The organism is Ornithinimicrobium faecis (genome assembly GCF_023923225.1).
GTDB classification, from domain to species: Bacteria; Actinomycetota; Actinomycetes; order Actinomycetales; family Dermatophilaceae; genus Ornithinicoccus; species Ornithinicoccus faecis.
Genome location: NZ_CP099489.1, coordinates 2,150,727 through 2,164,729 on the forward strand (window position 1 = coordinate 2,150,727; position 14,003 = coordinate 2,164,729).

19 protein-coding genes are annotated in these 14,003 nt (G+C 65.9%); 10 read left to right on the top strand and 9 right to left on the bottom strand.

What is annotated here, in order from left to right; translation table 11 throughout:
* Window positions 1-19: 19 nt before the first annotated feature.
* On the bottom strand, window positions 20-442 hold the full coding sequence (locus tag NF556_RS09945; RefSeq protein ID WP_252595474.1) for a hypothetical protein: 423 nt from the start codon (window positions 440-442) through the stop codon (window positions 20-22).
* A gap of 308 nt (window positions 443-750) precedes the next feature.
* On the opposite strand from NF556_RS09945, the gene NF556_RS09950 reads away from it, so the two are divergent.
* The 5 genes from NF556_RS09950 to NF556_RS09970 all read left to right on the top strand — a co-directional run bounded on the left by NF556_RS09950 (window position 751) and on the right by NF556_RS09970 (window position 4,156).
* Entirely contained in the window at window positions 751-1,368 is a 618-nt protein-coding gene (locus NF556_RS09950) for a GNAT family N-acetyltransferase (RefSeq protein WP_158068675.1), read from the top strand.
* Between the two features lie 399 nt (window positions 1,369-1,767).
* Entirely contained in the window at window positions 1,768-2,319 is a 552-nt protein-coding gene (locus NF556_RS09955; protein ID WP_252595475.1) for a hypothetical protein, read from the top strand.
* 256 nt (window positions 2,320-2,575) lie between these two features.
* Window positions 2,576-2,731 carry a hypothetical protein gene (locus tag NF556_RS09960; protein ID WP_252595472.1) on the top strand — a complete coding sequence of 52 codons (156 nt, stop codon included), beginning with the start codon at window positions 2,576-2,578 and terminating at the stop codon, window positions 2,729-2,731.
* Window positions 2,732-2,741: 10 nt separating this feature from the next.
* Complete coding sequence (locus NF556_RS09965) at window positions 2,742-2,984, top strand: hypothetical protein (protein WP_252595473.1); 243 nt, start codon at window positions 2,742-2,744, stop codon at window positions 2,982-2,984.
* Between the two features lie 713 nt (window positions 2,985-3,697).
* A complete protein-coding gene (locus tag NF556_RS09970) occupies window positions 3,698-4,156 on the top strand; it encodes a luciferase domain-containing protein (RefSeq protein WP_252595476.1) in 459 nt (152 codons plus the stop codon).
* A gap of 38 nt (window positions 4,157-4,194) precedes the next feature.
* On the opposite strand, the gene NF556_RS09975 is transcribed toward NF556_RS09970, so the two are convergent.
* From NF556_RS09975 to NF556_RS09990, 4 genes are all read right to left on the bottom strand, one after another.
* The gene (locus tag NF556_RS09975; protein ID WP_252595477.1) at window positions 4,195-4,446 is read right to left on the bottom strand and encodes a hypothetical protein; all 252 of its coding nucleotides are present in this window, start codon (window positions 4,444-4,446) and stop codon (window positions 4,195-4,197) included.
* Window positions 4,447-4,526: 80 nt separating this feature from the next.
* Window positions 4,527-4,871, bottom strand: a complete 345-nt coding sequence (locus NF556_RS09980; protein ID WP_252595478.1) for a type II toxin-antitoxin system HicB family antitoxin — start codon at window positions 4,869-4,871, stop codon at window positions 4,527-4,529.
* The gene (locus NF556_RS09985; RefSeq protein WP_252595479.1) at window positions 4,868-5,116 is read right to left on the bottom strand and encodes a toxin HicA; all 249 of its coding nucleotides are present in this window, start codon (window positions 5,114-5,116) and stop codon (window positions 4,868-4,870) included. The genes NF556_RS09980 and NF556_RS09985 overlap by 4 nt, the downstream gene beginning before the upstream one ends.
* A gap of 83 nt (window positions 5,117-5,199) precedes the next feature.
* Window positions 5,200-6,129 carry a tyrosine-type recombinase/integrase gene (locus tag NF556_RS09990; RefSeq protein ID WP_252595480.1) on the bottom strand — a complete coding sequence of 310 codons (930 nt, stop codon included), beginning with the start codon at window positions 6,127-6,129 and terminating at the stop codon, window positions 5,200-5,202.
* Between the two features lie 107 nt (window positions 6,130-6,236).
* Between NF556_RS09990 and NF556_RS09995 the strand changes: the two genes are divergently transcribed.
* A complete protein-coding gene (locus NF556_RS09995) occupies window positions 6,237-6,668 on the top strand; it encodes a DUF6653 family protein (RefSeq protein WP_252595481.1) in 432 nt (143 codons plus the stop codon).
* Between the two features lie 66 nt (window positions 6,669-6,734).
* Here the strand turns inward: NF556_RS09995 and NF556_RS10000 are convergent, their stop codons facing one another.
* The 3 genes from NF556_RS10000 to NF556_RS10010 all read right to left on the bottom strand — a co-directional run bounded on the left by NF556_RS10000 (window position 6,735) and on the right by NF556_RS10010 (window position 9,331).
* Complete coding sequence (locus NF556_RS10000) at window positions 6,735-7,217, bottom strand: nucleotidyltransferase domain-containing protein (protein WP_141783602.1); 483 nt, start codon at window positions 7,215-7,217, stop codon at window positions 6,735-6,737.
* A gap of 757 nt (window positions 7,218-7,974) precedes the next feature.
* Complete coding sequence (locus NF556_RS10005) at window positions 7,975-8,670, bottom strand: hypothetical protein (RefSeq protein WP_252595482.1); 696 nt, start codon at window positions 8,668-8,670, stop codon at window positions 7,975-7,977.
* 190 nt (window positions 8,671-8,860) lie between these two features.
* Window positions 8,861-9,331, bottom strand: coding sequence for a GNAT family N-acetyltransferase (locus NF556_RS10010; protein ID WP_252595483.1), 471 nt, complete (start codon window positions 9,329-9,331; stop codon window positions 8,861-8,863).
* Window positions 9,332-9,554: 223 nt separating this feature from the next.
* Between NF556_RS10010 and NF556_RS10015 the strand changes: the two genes are divergently transcribed.
* Window positions 9,555-10,196 carry a 4a-hydroxytetrahydrobiopterin dehydratase gene (locus NF556_RS10015; RefSeq protein WP_252595484.1) on the top strand — a complete coding sequence of 214 codons (642 nt, stop codon included), beginning with the start codon at window positions 9,555-9,557 and terminating at the stop codon, window positions 10,194-10,196.
* 28 nt (window positions 10,197-10,224) lie between these two features.
* On the opposite strand, the gene NF556_RS10020 is transcribed toward NF556_RS10015, so the two are convergent.
* On the bottom strand, window positions 10,225-10,776 hold the full coding sequence (locus NF556_RS10020) for an rRNA adenine N-6-methyltransferase family protein (RefSeq protein ID WP_252595485.1): 552 nt from the start codon (window positions 10,774-10,776) through the stop codon (window positions 10,225-10,227).
* Between the two features lie 130 nt (window positions 10,777-10,906).
* Here NF556_RS10020 and NF556_RS10025 point away from each other — a divergent pair, with 130 nt between their 5' ends.
* Genes NF556_RS10025 through NF556_RS10035 form a run of 3 tightly spaced genes read left to right on the top strand, consistent with a single transcriptional unit; the run spans window position 10,907 to window position 13,948 of the window.
* Window positions 10,907-11,863 carry a phosphotransferase enzyme family protein gene (locus NF556_RS10025; protein ID WP_252595486.1) on the top strand — a complete coding sequence of 319 codons (957 nt, stop codon included), beginning with the start codon at window positions 10,907-10,909 and terminating at the stop codon, window positions 11,861-11,863.
* Window positions 11,864-11,881: 18 nt separating this feature from the next.
* Window positions 11,882-12,286 (top strand): VOC family protein, encoded by a 405-nt coding sequence (locus tag NF556_RS10030; RefSeq protein WP_252595487.1) that lies wholly within the window; start codon window positions 11,882-11,884, stop codon window positions 12,284-12,286.
* Window positions 12,287-12,322: 36 nt separating this feature from the next.
* Entirely contained in the window at window positions 12,323-13,948 is a 1,626-nt protein-coding gene (locus NF556_RS10035; RefSeq protein ID WP_252595488.1) for an AMP-binding protein, read from the top strand.
* The last annotated feature ends 55 nt before the right edge of the window (window positions 13,949-14,003 follow it).

Consider the following 14,003-nt stretch of genomic DNA (forward strand, 5'->3'; position numbering starts at 1 on the left):
TCGCGGCAGATGAGTGCGTTCAGGCTAGGTCTTCGAAAGAGTCCTCTCCCGGCCGCCAGCACATCCACTCGCGGTCACGGAACCCCTGGAGAAGAGCGATTTCGGGACCGACGAGGTCCTGCCGGTCAGGGTGTACAACGACAGCCCCGTCATCGAACTCGATTCGCAGGCCGAGTCGGGTCTCTTCACGGGTCTGCCGCACAACGCCCGGAATCAGGGCTCGGAGCGCATCGGCGTAGCCGATCTGCCCGTCCACAAGCGTGCCGGAGTTGTGTTCCACACTTGGCATCACGTCACAGTTGAGGACCGGCATGTCTGCCGTTGGGCCGTCGAACCGCAATTGGACGTAGTCCATAACGAATTGCACGGAGAAGAGGCGGAAGCCGACTAGCCGGCCAAGCAGCTCGTTCGGGACGTAGGAAGGTCGCGGCTCCATGGACATTGGGCCATCATCCAGCACTCGGCGATCTGGCGTCCGCATTATCGGCGCGAGCGGATCGCGGCAAAACCGGACGCTTGTCACCCGAGGCGTGGGAGCACGGTTTTCGGATTCGCTATGGCTCTTCCACCGCCTGGTTGCCGTTCATCCGGAACATGTAACCGCGCGTCGTCCCACGTCGGCAGCCTGCTCGACGAGGCGCTCATGGAAGGGAGTCCGGAAAGATCTTGGCGCGGAACCGGTAACAACGCTAGTAGAGGCCCGGGCACCCAAACCTAGCCTCCGTGGTCGGTATGTCTATGCTTTCGCCCATGCCTGAACCGCTCCAGACACCCGTCCTCGCCGGCGGCGTGGTGACGCTGCGCCCGCACACGATGGCGGACCTGCGACCGGTGCTGGAGCGGTGCCTGGACCCCGAGTCGGTCCGGTGGACGACCGTGCCGACGGGGTACACCGAGGACATGGCGCGGGACTACCTCGAGCAGATCATCGAGCCGTCCGCTGAGCAGATCTCCTGGGCGATCGAGGCGGACGGGCAGTATGCGGGCACGATCGACCTGCGATCCGGCGGTGGCGAGGGGGAGCACGCCTCGGGCGACGTCGGTTACGTCACTCATCCACGATTCCGGGGGCGGGGCATCATGACCGCCGCAGTGACCCTCGCGGTCGACCACGCCTTCGACGTCCTCGGCTGGGAGTTGCTGGTCTGGCAGGCCAACATTGGCAATGTCGCCAGCTACAAGCCCATGTGGCGCAACGGCTTTCCTCGACCACTGTCTGTGCCCGCCCTGCTCAACCACCGGGGGGTGATGCGCGACGGGTGGCATTCGGTCCTGGAGCCGGGCATGCCCCGCGAGCCGCAGGGCCGGTGGGAGGATGTGAGCGCCGCCCTGCTCCGCGATGTCGAGCAGGCGCGTCGCCCAGGTTGACGATCGAGCCTCCCCGCATGGCGCTGGGGCAGGACCCTCCGAAGGCCTGGGAGGGGTGACCTCACCACAGGGCGAGCGACACCCCGATCTCCAACAATGTGCTGCCTGCACGCGGCATGAGCGTGCGGTTCCTTGGGTGCGTTCGCAGCGGTGTGCTGCCATTGCCGTGATTCCTCCCGGTTCACTGATCTGCGTCTGTCTATGCTGGCGGGACCGATTGCCTTGAGGGGGCCGTTCGTGGGGATCCACCGAGTAGGTAGAAAGTGGGTCTTGGTTTGCCTGGCCGTTGTTGTGGCCGGTTGCTCGGGCCCAGGTGGTGAAGGTGCCATCGCGCAGACAAGCGGCGCAGAGTCAACAAGCCCCCCACGGCCGCAGGTTCCGCAGGAGATCGACGGGCTCGTGGAGGCTGCCGACGACGGCGGGGGTGACGGGGCCTCGTCCCATGAGGACACACTGGAACAGTTCGCCGCGATGGCCGGGATCGAGGATCCGCCCGAGGTGGATCCGATCCGGGTGATCAGCCAGGCGGAGTGGTCGGATGTCATGTTCGAGTGCCTGACCGAGGTCGGGTTCCCGGTGACGGTCGGGGAGCATGGCGACGTCGGCATGGAGTTCGCCTCCTCGGACCAGATGGCAGCCTACGACCGCGCAATGTATGTCTGCATGGCTCAGTACCCGGTGGACTCCCGGCATGCCGAGGCACTGACCGACGACGAGCTGGAGATCTACTACGGCTGGGTGCTGGAGCATCCGGTGGCGTGCATGCGTGAACGGGGGCATCCCGTGGCCGAGCCGCCGACGCTCTCCACGTTTATCGCGAACTACCGGGCTCGTGGTGAGCTCAACTTCTTCGCCGACGGGCTACCCGTCGGACAGGAGGCAGAGATCATGAATGATGTCTTGGAACACTGTGAGACTGAACCGCCGCTGGAGGTGTTATCCACCGACTGAGGGCATCTCATCGTCACTCGGTCCAGCCGACAGTTGAGTCGGGTGGGTTCGAGCCCGACCTTCGACACCATCCCTCACACGGTCCGCGGCATGTGCGGATGCTTCTGGTCGCATGGACCTACCTACTGGTCAACCTTAGGTTGACGACGGGTTTGTGGCCGTCTAGTGTTGAAGTGTGCGGTTGACGGACTCAGCGTTCAGGCATGGGATCGCCGAGTCCGACATTCTGCACGCGTTGAGAAACGCGGTGCGACTCGTGGAGATTGAGCAGTATGGCGAGGAGCGGCTCGTCGTGATCGGGCCGGACAGGGCTGGCAACTGGTTGGAGTTGGTAGCCATGCCAGCCCATGATGCAGACCGGATCATCCATGCCGACCGACTGCGACCGAAGTTCTACGAGCTCCTGAAGTGAGGTGATCTGCATGGCAACAACGAACATGAACGATATCGAGAAGGTGCTGGACGACCTCGACCCAGTAACGGTCCAAGCTCGCGACGCCGTTCACTTCCGCCGGATTATCGCGGCGAAGGAAGGAGTGTCTCAGGCCGAGCGCGAACTGCACGACGCCGTTCGTGCGGCGCGCGAAGCCGGTGACTCCTGGTTGAGTATCGGTCTCGCGCTCGGCGTCACGAAGCAGGCCGCACAGAAGCGCTTCGGCCGCTAATCATGTGCCACCTCGCGGCATGACAGTGCGTTTCGTGCAGGTCCCATCCGAACGCCTCTAGGCTCGCAGCATGAAGCCAGCCCCTCGGCAGGTAGCCAAAACCGTGACTCAGATCCTCCGGTCAGTCTGGCCGCAGGGCCTCGATGAGGGACTCCTATGGCTGGAGGCGATGGGAATTCGGACCGACACGGCCACGGAGACACCCCGGAGACGATCCTCTCGTTCCTGGCATATGGCCTCCATGCCCACGTGGGGGACGGCGAGAGCGGGTTGGGGCACTTACCAGGACCGGTTCGCCGACGTTTTCTGGTTCCTCTGGGACGACGAAAGCTCCGAGCGCGTCCTTCACGCGGCGACCGAACTGGCTGACCATCTCGCCGACGCCCTGGGTGAACCGACAGAGACCACAGAACCGACACCACTCAGCGGAGGGACCTGGTGGTGGCAACTGGAAGGGCACAGCATCGAGATGTATGCCTACACCGACGCCCGAACGCCTGATGGCCACCCGACAGGGCCGCCCTGCGTGCAGCTGTCCGTCGACCTGCGAGAGGTGTCAGATCCTCGCGAAGCCGAAGCGCGTCGGTTGCAAGGAGCGCCGGGGTTTGGATAGTGCCGTCAAGCGCGACCTGCGGCAGATGCGTGTGCCTGCTCGGCGGGCCCGTGTATGGAAACGCGTGGCGTTCTGATCCTCGCTCGATAAGGTTCACCCCGTGCTGAACGAACCCCGAGCTGGCGCTCGGCCAACCACGTCCGAAGACGGCCCACACCGACAGGTCGACCAGCAGGCACCGCCAGCCATCTGGGGGCAGCTGGTCGCCGATGTCTTCTCCCTCGAGGGCGTCGTCGAGGGGATCAGCCAGGTGTCTCCCGCATCGTCGCGGGCGGTCTACCTCAGAGACATGACGCAGGAAATTGCGCCTGAAACGTCTCTGGCGCCGGGCAAGCGACTCGAGCCGGTCCATCTTCACGGGGTACAGGACACCAGCGTGCACCTGGTACTGCCCACGGCCCGAGGCCAAGAACTGGTCCGTCTGGGCTGGGCAGAACCGCACCAGTACGCGGATTACGGCACAGAGTTCATGATCTACGGTCCTCGAGACACCGCCGAGCTGACAGGTGTTCTGTCAGTCATCGACGAGAGCCTGAACTTCGCGCGCGCCGGCGCCTAACAGCACTGGAAACACGCGCGTCGCGGCAGAAGCGTGCGTCAGGCGGCTGCGTGATCGGGGGCCTGACGGTTCTTGCGTCGCCGTCTGAATAGGTGGAGCAGCGACTGATGGACCGCAACTCCGACAGCGGTGTTCAAGGCAGCGAGGGCAGCTGCTCCGAGGAACTCAGTGGGTGACTCGATGATGTTGTCGAACCACAGAAACAGCGGCCAGCCCAGGGCCCCGACCACGAGGCAGGTCTTCCACCAGCGGCCTAGGACCAACCCGAACAAGAGCATCGCGGGAATCATCGGCCCCTCCTCAGATCCTCACCGTACGCCGTGAGACCCGGTCATGGCCATGCTGCCATCAGCGGCATTTCCGGATTCGTTCAGGATGCGTCGCCAAGTTTGCGGATGACGTACTGGTTGAGGCTGAGGTGCTCTTCGGCTGCCTTGATGGCGAGCTGGCGGTGGAGTCGTTCACCGACGCGGAGGTTGAACTTGCCCGAGTAGCTGCGCGAGGACAGTGGGTCGGGGATCGGCTCATCGTTGCGGTGCATGTCCTCGACGACGGTGTTCACGAGATCGCGAAGGCTGTGCAGTGCCTCGTCCTGAGTGGGTGCGAGCCAGGACAGGGAGGGCAGCTCGAGGCAGGTGGCGACGAACTCTTGGTCCTCAGGAGACCAGGTGACGCGGTAGGTGTAGTGGGTGACGTCGGGGATCGTGGCGCTCACGGGGCTTCCTCCTTCTTGTCGATCGCTGCCAGGACCTGGCGGACCTGGTAGGCCTTGGCCTTGCCGTGGTCGTTCTGGATATTCACTCGCGGGTCCCCGGGCCAGGGCGTCTTGTACACGGCGTGGGAGCCGCCGCTTGTCCTGGGCGGTCCGAAGTAGTGCTCGCACACCTTGGCCAGGTCCTCGTACCGGATGTTGGCCGGATTGGCCCTCATCTGAGCCAGGATCTTCACAACTGACGGCACAACTGGATGGTACTACCCATAGTACCACTGAGCAAGGGTCGCGACCCGAAGCCGGGCTGGTCAAGGCGCGGACCGTCGTTCGTTTAGGTGCCGGAGGCCATGTAGGCGGCGAGGATGTAGTTGGGGTGCCGGTCGAGGTTCTTGCGTGCTCGGTCATAGCGCATGGTGGTGCGGGGATCGGCGTGGCGCGCGGCGATCTGGACGTCGCGCAGGTCCACGCCGGCGTCGAGCATGGTGGTGACGAAGGTGTGCCGAAGCATGTGCGGGTGCATCCGCGGCAAGTTGATGCCGGCGTCGTCGGCCAGGTGGTGAAGGCGACGGGTAGCGGCGTGCCGGTCCATCCGCCCGCCCTGCCGGTTCCGCAGGATCGGCCCTTCCTCACGGTGGTCGACGGCGCGTTCGATCGCGCGCTGCACGGCTGGCGGCAGGGGTGTCAGGACGACCTTGCCGCCCTTGCCACGGACCTTCAGCACCCGGTGGCCGTGCTCCTCGCGCAGGTCCTGGATGTTCGCGCCGCACGCCTCGAAGATGCGCAGGCCGAGCAGTCCGAGCATGGTGACGAGAGCGAAGTCGTTGATGTTGGCGCTGGTGCGGCCGGCCTGCAGCATCGCCTCGAACTGCAGGTGGGACAGGCCCAGGGTGGGTGATTCGGGTGGAACGTGCGGGCGGCGGACGTGGTCGGCCGGGGAGGCGGTCAGGACACCGTCGATGACGGCCGTGCGGTAGAACCCGGCCACGACGGACAGCCGCCGGGAGATCGTGGACGGCTTGTACCGGCGGGTCTCCTGCATCCACCGCACGTACAGCTCGACGTGCACCCGATGGGCGGTCAGCGGGTCGACGTGGCGTGCGGCGCACCAGGCCAGGAAGGCGCGCAGGTCTGACTCGGTGTGGGTGCGCGTCTGCCCGGTGTAACGGGCAAGGTGCGCCGCTATCGCCTGGCGCAGCGCGGCAACGGAGGGGTCCTCGGTCGGGACCGGAACGAGGGCGGCGGTGATCTGGAAGTTGTTCATGAACCATCCTGACCCGCAGATGATCGATGCGAACTCGAGCCGACCGACGCGCGGCAGAGTCGTGCGCTTGGTGAACCTCCCGATGATCAAGGTGTCAGGCTGGAGTCATGGCTTTCGAGGATGGCTCCTACGCGCGCATGTTCCAGCGACACGCCCATCCCTTCAGCGCCTGGTCCAGGTTGCTGAGCACACCCCTGCTCTTGGTGCCACTGTGGACCCGGCGCTCGTGGCTGTACGTGCCCGTCGGCGCCTGGTTCGCGGTCAACCCGGTGATCACTCCTCCGGCGCAAGACACGTCATCCTTCGCGACAAGTGCCATCGTGGGCGAAGAGTCCTGGAGTCGAGACCTGACATCCGAGCCAAGGGTCCTGGCCCTGACAGGCGCAGCCACTGCATCGCTCGTGAGCGCCATGGTGGCGAGCTACCAGCACAGGAAGGCCGTGGCGGTCGCCTGCACGGGAAGCTCCGTGGCACTTACGTTGTGGCAGTGGAAGATGTGGGCGGACCGGTTCACGCGCGAGACAGTGCCGGCCACCTGAATCCGAGCCGTCTTCGACGGGCACCCCCATCACCCCACCCGTCCTTGCCGCGGCAAGACAGGATGCCTACAGTTCGTCGAGGACTGCGAGGTCGTGGAGGTCCACGGCACGCGGGGGATAGCCACTTCGAAGCTCTCGGGCTCGCTCGGCACTGGCCACGACGACCGCTTGGCCGTCGATGAGGCCGGTGACTCTCTGCTTAGAAGGGTGGAGGTACACCTCGCCGTCGAGACCTTGTTGAACTCCGGTACCGGCCGGGTCCAAGCGCATTGCGTGGACGTCTACTTGCCCCAAGGGACTCGATAGCTCCACGCGGACTGGTCGCCAATCCTCGGTGACTCGGTAGCCGCGGGAGGTGAGCCAGGCCATGAAGTCGGCCTCGTGATCTTCGTCGATAAACACGTCGAGATCTTGGTGGGGTCGAGTCTGTCGTCCCACCAGCGCATCGACACCCCATCCGCCGTTGACCTGATAGACCACACCGTTGGCGTCAAGCCAGGCGACGATCTGCACCACCTCGGCGGCGGTCATCTGGGAGGAGGTCTCCATAGGACAAGTCTCCCTCACCACCCACGGGGATCTTGCGACCTGCGGCATGTGCGTGCGTTTCCTCCCGGCGTGACGGCAGAGGCCCTAACCTGACCGTATGAAAAGCGGCAAAAGTCGGCTACAGCACGTCACCCCGACGGCTGTTGTGGGAGTCGGCCTCATTGTGGTCGCGCTCCTGTTATACGCCACAGAGTGGAGTCGCGCTGCAGCCGCTGAGTTTGTTCATGCCTTCGGTCGTTCTGAGTGGGCGGACGGCTGACCTGCGGTGATGTGGCCTGGCAACTGCGTTTTGACGCACTAATTGGTGCCTAGGGTCGCGGCGTGACGTTCATCAGGCGGGTGCCGACGGCCTCGGGAGCGACCGCGGTACAGATCGCTGAGTATGCCAACGGGCGGCAGCGGATCGTGAAGCATCTGGGGTCGGCGCACACTGAGGCTGGGCTCCCACTCCCGAAGTCGGTGGCCGTTCCTTGCCCACCTGGCCAGTGATCCCAAGCGTGGCGTCCTGGAGGTGACAGTGATGGACAACTTCGGACGATGGCTCAACGTTGACTCCTCTGGATGTTCGGCACTCACGCACGTAGCCGCGCACGGTGACGTTCTGCTCGCACAGATCACGGACGAACTCGAGGCACTAAGCCAGCGTGAGTGATTCCAAGACCAGAGACACCTGCGCCCCGGCACAGAACAGCAGTCCAACGATTGTCACGGGCGGCCCCCATCCATCGACCTGCGGCTCCGGTCGACAGCGCTAAGCTCATAGGTACGGTTTGGGAAACAGAACAGCAATCAGGAATGCCCACCCGCCGGTCAGGCGGCGTCCCGTCGGTTCCAGCGGCTTACCAGCCCCCGCCAGCCCGAACAGGGGGAAGAGCACGAGTGCGAACGGACCCGTGCCGCAGATGAGCCAGAACCAGGCCCAGCGGGTTGCTCTTCGTGGCTCGGGACCGACAATCAGGGTGACCAGCACAGTCAGTACCCAGGCCATGAAAGCAACGGCGACCCACGTGGACACCCGCCATTCGAAGAGGACCCCGTGCGAGCCGGCATGGACCTCTCGACTTGTGACCTGCAGTTGCCCAGTTGGCGTCGATGCGGTCAGCACATCACGCAGGTCGCTCCCGACCACAGAAGTGGGCCACGGCGCGGGAGGCGGCGCCTCTGGAAGCACGCCGGCTGACGTCTGCTGCACGGTGGTGTATCGGGCGAACAGACCGTCCTGCCATACAATGTCAACGAGCGAGGTGCCGGCTGCTGCGGGCTCCAGTTCGCCGACCAGTTCAACCTGAGATAGCTGGCCCGAACTGAGTGCCTTCTGAAGGTCGGCCATACTCGCGGGGCGTGTGGCAGTGAGCCAGACACCGATGATGATGACGCCCATCACGACGAGCATCACGGAGCGAAATAGACCCCACCCCTGGGACACAGTGCGGCCTCCGACGGTCTCTAACATGAACGCACCCTATGGGGCGTGCCCCTACGTAGAGCACCGGCATGCGTCCGGCAACATCTTCTTGACAGTTGGCGGCGCGATCTGCGGCATGGTCGAGCGATCCTAGTCGCACTCGGAGCGGCAGATCCGCGCGTTTACGGCGCGCCCCATGAACGCCCCGTCAAGACAACGGTTTAGCTGCATGGTGACATCAGAGCGCTCTGCGCATGAAGCGTCTTCCCTGCCTCGCGCCGACCGTTTCGTATCCTTCCGATTCATAGAGCCCCCGCGCGACCATGTTCGCGTCCGCCACGGTGAGGGCCACCCCGTGGTAGCCACGCTCCCGGGCGATCTCCTCCGCGGCCCGCATCGCTGCGCGACCAAAGCCCCGCCCGCGAAACTGACCGTCGATCTCGACGTCGAAGACGTAGAAGTCGTCGGTCGAGTCGGACGGGCCCACCCACAGGTATCCGCCAGCCTCGCCTTCGATGACCACTTCGAGTACGGAGTGCCCTTCCCTGAGACCACCGTCCGGGAAGAGTTCGCGGGCACTCTCGGCGACGTGCTGGGCGATCTGCTCACCCGTCAGACTGCTTGAGGTGAGGTCTTCCGCGTACACCGTGAGTGTGTGCTCCTGCCAGGAGATGAGACGCTCTTGTGGCATAGAGCGCAGCCGGAACATGCGTCGAGGCTATCAGCGACGCAAATTGATCCACCAACGTTACAACGTTCGACTCTCGGCGTGACCGGATCACCTACATATCCCTGATGACAGTGTCCGCTCATCGGCAGTTGAGTGATGTCACGACTCCCGCGGCGGTTCGCACATCATGCGTCCGTTCCCGACGGATCCGCGGAAACGCATAGGGGATGCCGTGGTCGCGTCGGAGTGGGACGGTGGAGCGATGAATACCTATGCGCACAAGGACTTGCTCGAGGCTGGTCTCACTGATTGGCGGGACCTGGCACAGGGGTTGCACGCACGGTTCGCGACCGGTGACTTTGCGGCGGGACTGCGATTTGTGGACGCTGTCGGCGCAGCCGCGGAGGAGGCCGGGCACCATCCGGATGTCACGCTCACCTATCCGCAGGTGGACATCGCCCTGGTCAGCCACGATGTCGGAGCCATCACCGGGAGGGACGTCGAACTCGCCCAGAGGATCAGCGCGATCGCTGCGGACCAGAACATCGAGGCCCGACCAGCCGACCTGGTCCAGGTGGAGCTCGCCCTGGACACAGCCGACATTCCTGGCATTGGTCCGTTCTGGGCCGCACTGCTGCACGGAGACACCGACTCACTCCAGGGCGGCGACGTCGTGGGCAACGCCCGGGTGCCGCTGCTGTGGTTCCAGGACACCGACGCGCACGAGACACCGCGCCAGCGCTTCCACCTCGACGTCTGGGTGCCAGCCGAGCTGGCCCAGGAACGGATCGAGGCAGCGCTCGCTGCCGGCGGGACCATGGTCGACGAGGAGGCCGCCCCGGCGTTCGTCGTGCTGGCAGATGCCGAGGGCAACCGCGCCTGCGTCTGCACCACTGAGCGCTAGGAGCAAGCAGCACGCGGCTGTCCTGCGGTCAGCGCCGCCGGGACGGTGAGCGTCTGCGACGCCCGGCCACAGACCGACGCAGGATCAACACCGCGCTGTCGGACCGGGGTGCCGGGTCGAACGCGCGTGCAGGAACATGCTGGCCCACCAGCGCGCTGAAGCCCCGGGGCGGGCTCGCCTCGTAGCGGCGGGCCATCCACCGGGGCACCACGAGATCCGCCCTCACCAGGTGACTGCGGCGATCGGTGAGACGGCGCACCAGAGCCGCCCCGACGGCATACGGCGGGTTGGCAACCACCCGGAACGGTCTCCCGGGGAGCGGCACACTGAGGATGTCAGCCTCGATGACCGTCACTGACCGCTCACCAAACCGGCGCCGCAGCCCGGCCGCACGGCCCGCGTGCAGTTCCACCGCCACCGTCCGGGCCCCCTGATCGACCAGGGGAGCGGTCAGTGCGCCCGTCCCGGCCCCGAGATCGAGCACCAGCTGTCCAGCGCGCACTCCGGCGCCACGGACGATCCGGTCAGCCCAGGTGCTCCGCAACAGGTGCCGGCCCCAGCGCCGCCCGGCCACGGCCACGACGTACCATCATCATGAACAGACTCATGCCAGCCACGGTAGGCAGTGCTTGCCTGGCCCTCAACGGGTTTCCGGGACTGACGCCCAAAACCGTTTGGGTGGCCACCGGCCGCGGCCTAGGGTCGGGGCCGTGACCGAGGAGAACGCACCGGCCCTGACCGAACTCGCCGCAGCCTTCGGGCTGCAGGACCTGCAGCCCGAGTCGCTGACCCGGTTCGCCCGCGTCCACCGGGCCCGCACCGTCGACGGAGTGGAGGTCGTCGTCAAAGTTGCGGGCGCCCAGCCAGAGCGAGTCGGCGCGATGGCTCGTTGGCAACGTGGGCTAGCGACCCAGGGAGTGCCGGTGGTCACGGCGCTGGAACTCGACCGCGACAACCCGCAGCAGGTGGGCGAGGACTGGTGGGTGGTCTACCCGTTCCTGGACGGTGCTGCCTACACCGGCACCACTGAGCAGATCGAGTCCGCGGGCGAACTGCTGGGGCTGATCCACGCCGCGGGCGCAAGCACCGAGGGGCTGCGCGACTACGAGTGGCCGGACACGCCGCACGAGGATGTCGTCTCGGACCTGGAGACGCTGGAGGCAGTGCTGACGGCCCAGGGTGACCCGGACGCGTTCGCCGCGGTCCGGGCCCTCGCTGACAGGTGGTGGGACAACAAGTCCAGGCTCGAGGCGCGCGACGGCGACCTGCCCCGGTGCGGCGTCTCCAGCGACTACAAGGCCAACAACCTGATCTGGGCCGGGCCCGTCCCGACCTTGGTCGACCCCGACAACGGTGGACACGAGCCGCGCCTGTTCGAGCTTGCTTTCGTCGCGACCCTGTTCCACAACGAGTGCGATGGTGCCCCGGGCAGGCTGCTGGACGCGGGGGAGTGGGCCCGCTTCCTGACTGGTTATGGCCGTCACGTCGAGCTCACGGCGGCCGAGCGGGAGCTGTGGCCCCTGGTGCTTGACCACATCCTGTGGGAGGAAGGCACCTGGGCGCTCGAGGACAACGACGAGACTGCCTGGGCCGACCCCCGCCAGCGCGCCTACCTGCTGGATCTGGCCCGCGCGAGCGTGGGCCGCTTCCCGCTGCTGCCAGCCTGAGGGAGTTGGGGACTGGTGATGGACTCGATCCCGGCGGCCACGACCGTGCGGATCGCGAGGCCGACGTCGGATCTGGCTGCCCTGGAACGCTTCTGGGTTGACGGGGTCGGACTGGAGGTCCTCTGGCGGACCGACGGCGTCCCCGACCATGGCCACGAGCTGCTGATGGTCGGCCCCGCAGGTGCTGGTTGGCACCTGGAGCTGGTCGCCGACGCGCAGGCAGCCCAGGAGAGCCACCCTGGTCCCGAGGACCTGCTGGTGCTCTATCTCGGAGAACCTGCCGGGCAGGAGTGGGTGGCCCGCATCCGCGCCCACGGCGGGACCGTCGTCCCGGCGCACAACCCCTACTGGGACACGTGGGGTGTCACGATCCAGGACCCCGACGGCTACCTGCTCGTGCTGTCCCACCGCACCTGGGGATGACGCGACGCCAGCCAGGCCACGGCATACAGTTTGGGCATGAAGTCGCACGCCACAGGTGAGTCACAACCGCTGCTCGAGGAGACCATCGGAGTCAACTTCGAGCGGACCGCCGCCGCCCACGCCGACCGGGAGGCGCTCGTCGAGGTGGCGACCGGACGCCGCTGGACCTGGGCCGAGCTGGACGCCGACGTCAACGCCCTGGCCCGCGGCCTGATCGGCGCCGGGATCGCAGCCGGCGACCGGGTCGGGATCTGGGCGCCAAACTGCGCCGAGTGGACCCTGACGCAGTATGCAACCGCCAAGATCGGCGCCATCCTGGTCAACATCAACCCGTCCTACCGCACGCACGAGCTGGCCTACGCCGTCAACCAGAGCGGGCTGCGGATGATGCTGTCTGCCAGCCGATTCAAGACCAGCGACTATCGCGGCATGCTGGAGCAGACGGCAGCCGACTGCCCCGACCTGGAGCGGGTCGTCTATCTCGACACCGACGACTGGGCGGGCCTTCTTGCTGAGGGGGAGGGACTGCCGCAGGACGCGGTCGCCCAACGGATGGCGAAGCTTTCGCCCACCGATGCCATCAACATCCAATACACCTCCGGCACCACCGGCAGGCCCAAGGGTGCCACGCTCAGCCACCGCAACATCCTCAACAATGGCTATTTCGTCACCGAGCTCATCAACTTCACCGAGGAGGACCGGCTCTGCATCCCGGTGCCCTTCTATCACTGCTTCGGCATGGTCATGGCCAACATCGGCTGCACCACGCACGGCGCCACCATGGTGATCCCGGCCCCCGGTTTCGATGCCGAGACGACCCTGCAGACCGTCACCGAGGAGCGGTGCACGGGCCTCTATGGCGTGCCGACGATGTTCATTGCCATGCAGAACCACCCGACCTTCGCCGAGCACGACCTCTCCACGCTGCGGACCGGGATCATGGCGGGCTCACCGTGCCCCGTGGAGGTGATGAAGAAGTGCCTGGACGTGATGCACATGTCTGAGGTCTCCATCGCCTACGGCATGACCGAGACCTCACCGGTCAGCACCCAGACCCGGGCCGACGACGACCTGGAGCGGCGGACTGCGACCATCGGCCGGGTCCACCCGAACCTGGAGATCAAGATCATCGACCCAGTCTCCGGCGACACCGTGCCGCGAGGTGAGACCGGCGAGCTGTGCACCCGCGGCTACTCGGTGATGCTCGGCTACTGGGAGGACGAGGAGAAGACCGCCGAGGTGCTGGACGCCGAGGGGTGGATGCACACCGGCGACCTCGCGGTCATGCGCGAGGACGGCTACTGCGCCATCGTCGGGCGCAGCAAGGACATGGTCATCCGCGGCGGGGAAAACGTCTATCCCCGCGAGATCGAGGAGTTCCTCTACACCCACCCCGATGTCCAGGACGTCCAGGTGGTGGGGGTGCCGGACGAGAAATACGGCGAGGAGCTCTGTGCCTGGGTCCAGCTCAAGGAGGGCGCCGCACCACTGACGGCCGAGGCGGTGCGTGAATTTGCGACGGGCAAGCTGGCCCACTACAAGATCCCGCGCTATGTCATGGTGGTCGAGGAGTTCCCGATCACCGTCACCGGCAAGGTCCGCAAGGTCGAGATGCGCGAGACGTCGGCGCGCCAGCTCGGGTTGACTGGCCCGACGTCCTGACCGTTCGGTCGGCTCCGACCGGAGTGTGCATGGAGCCCGCCGAAGGAAATCCCTT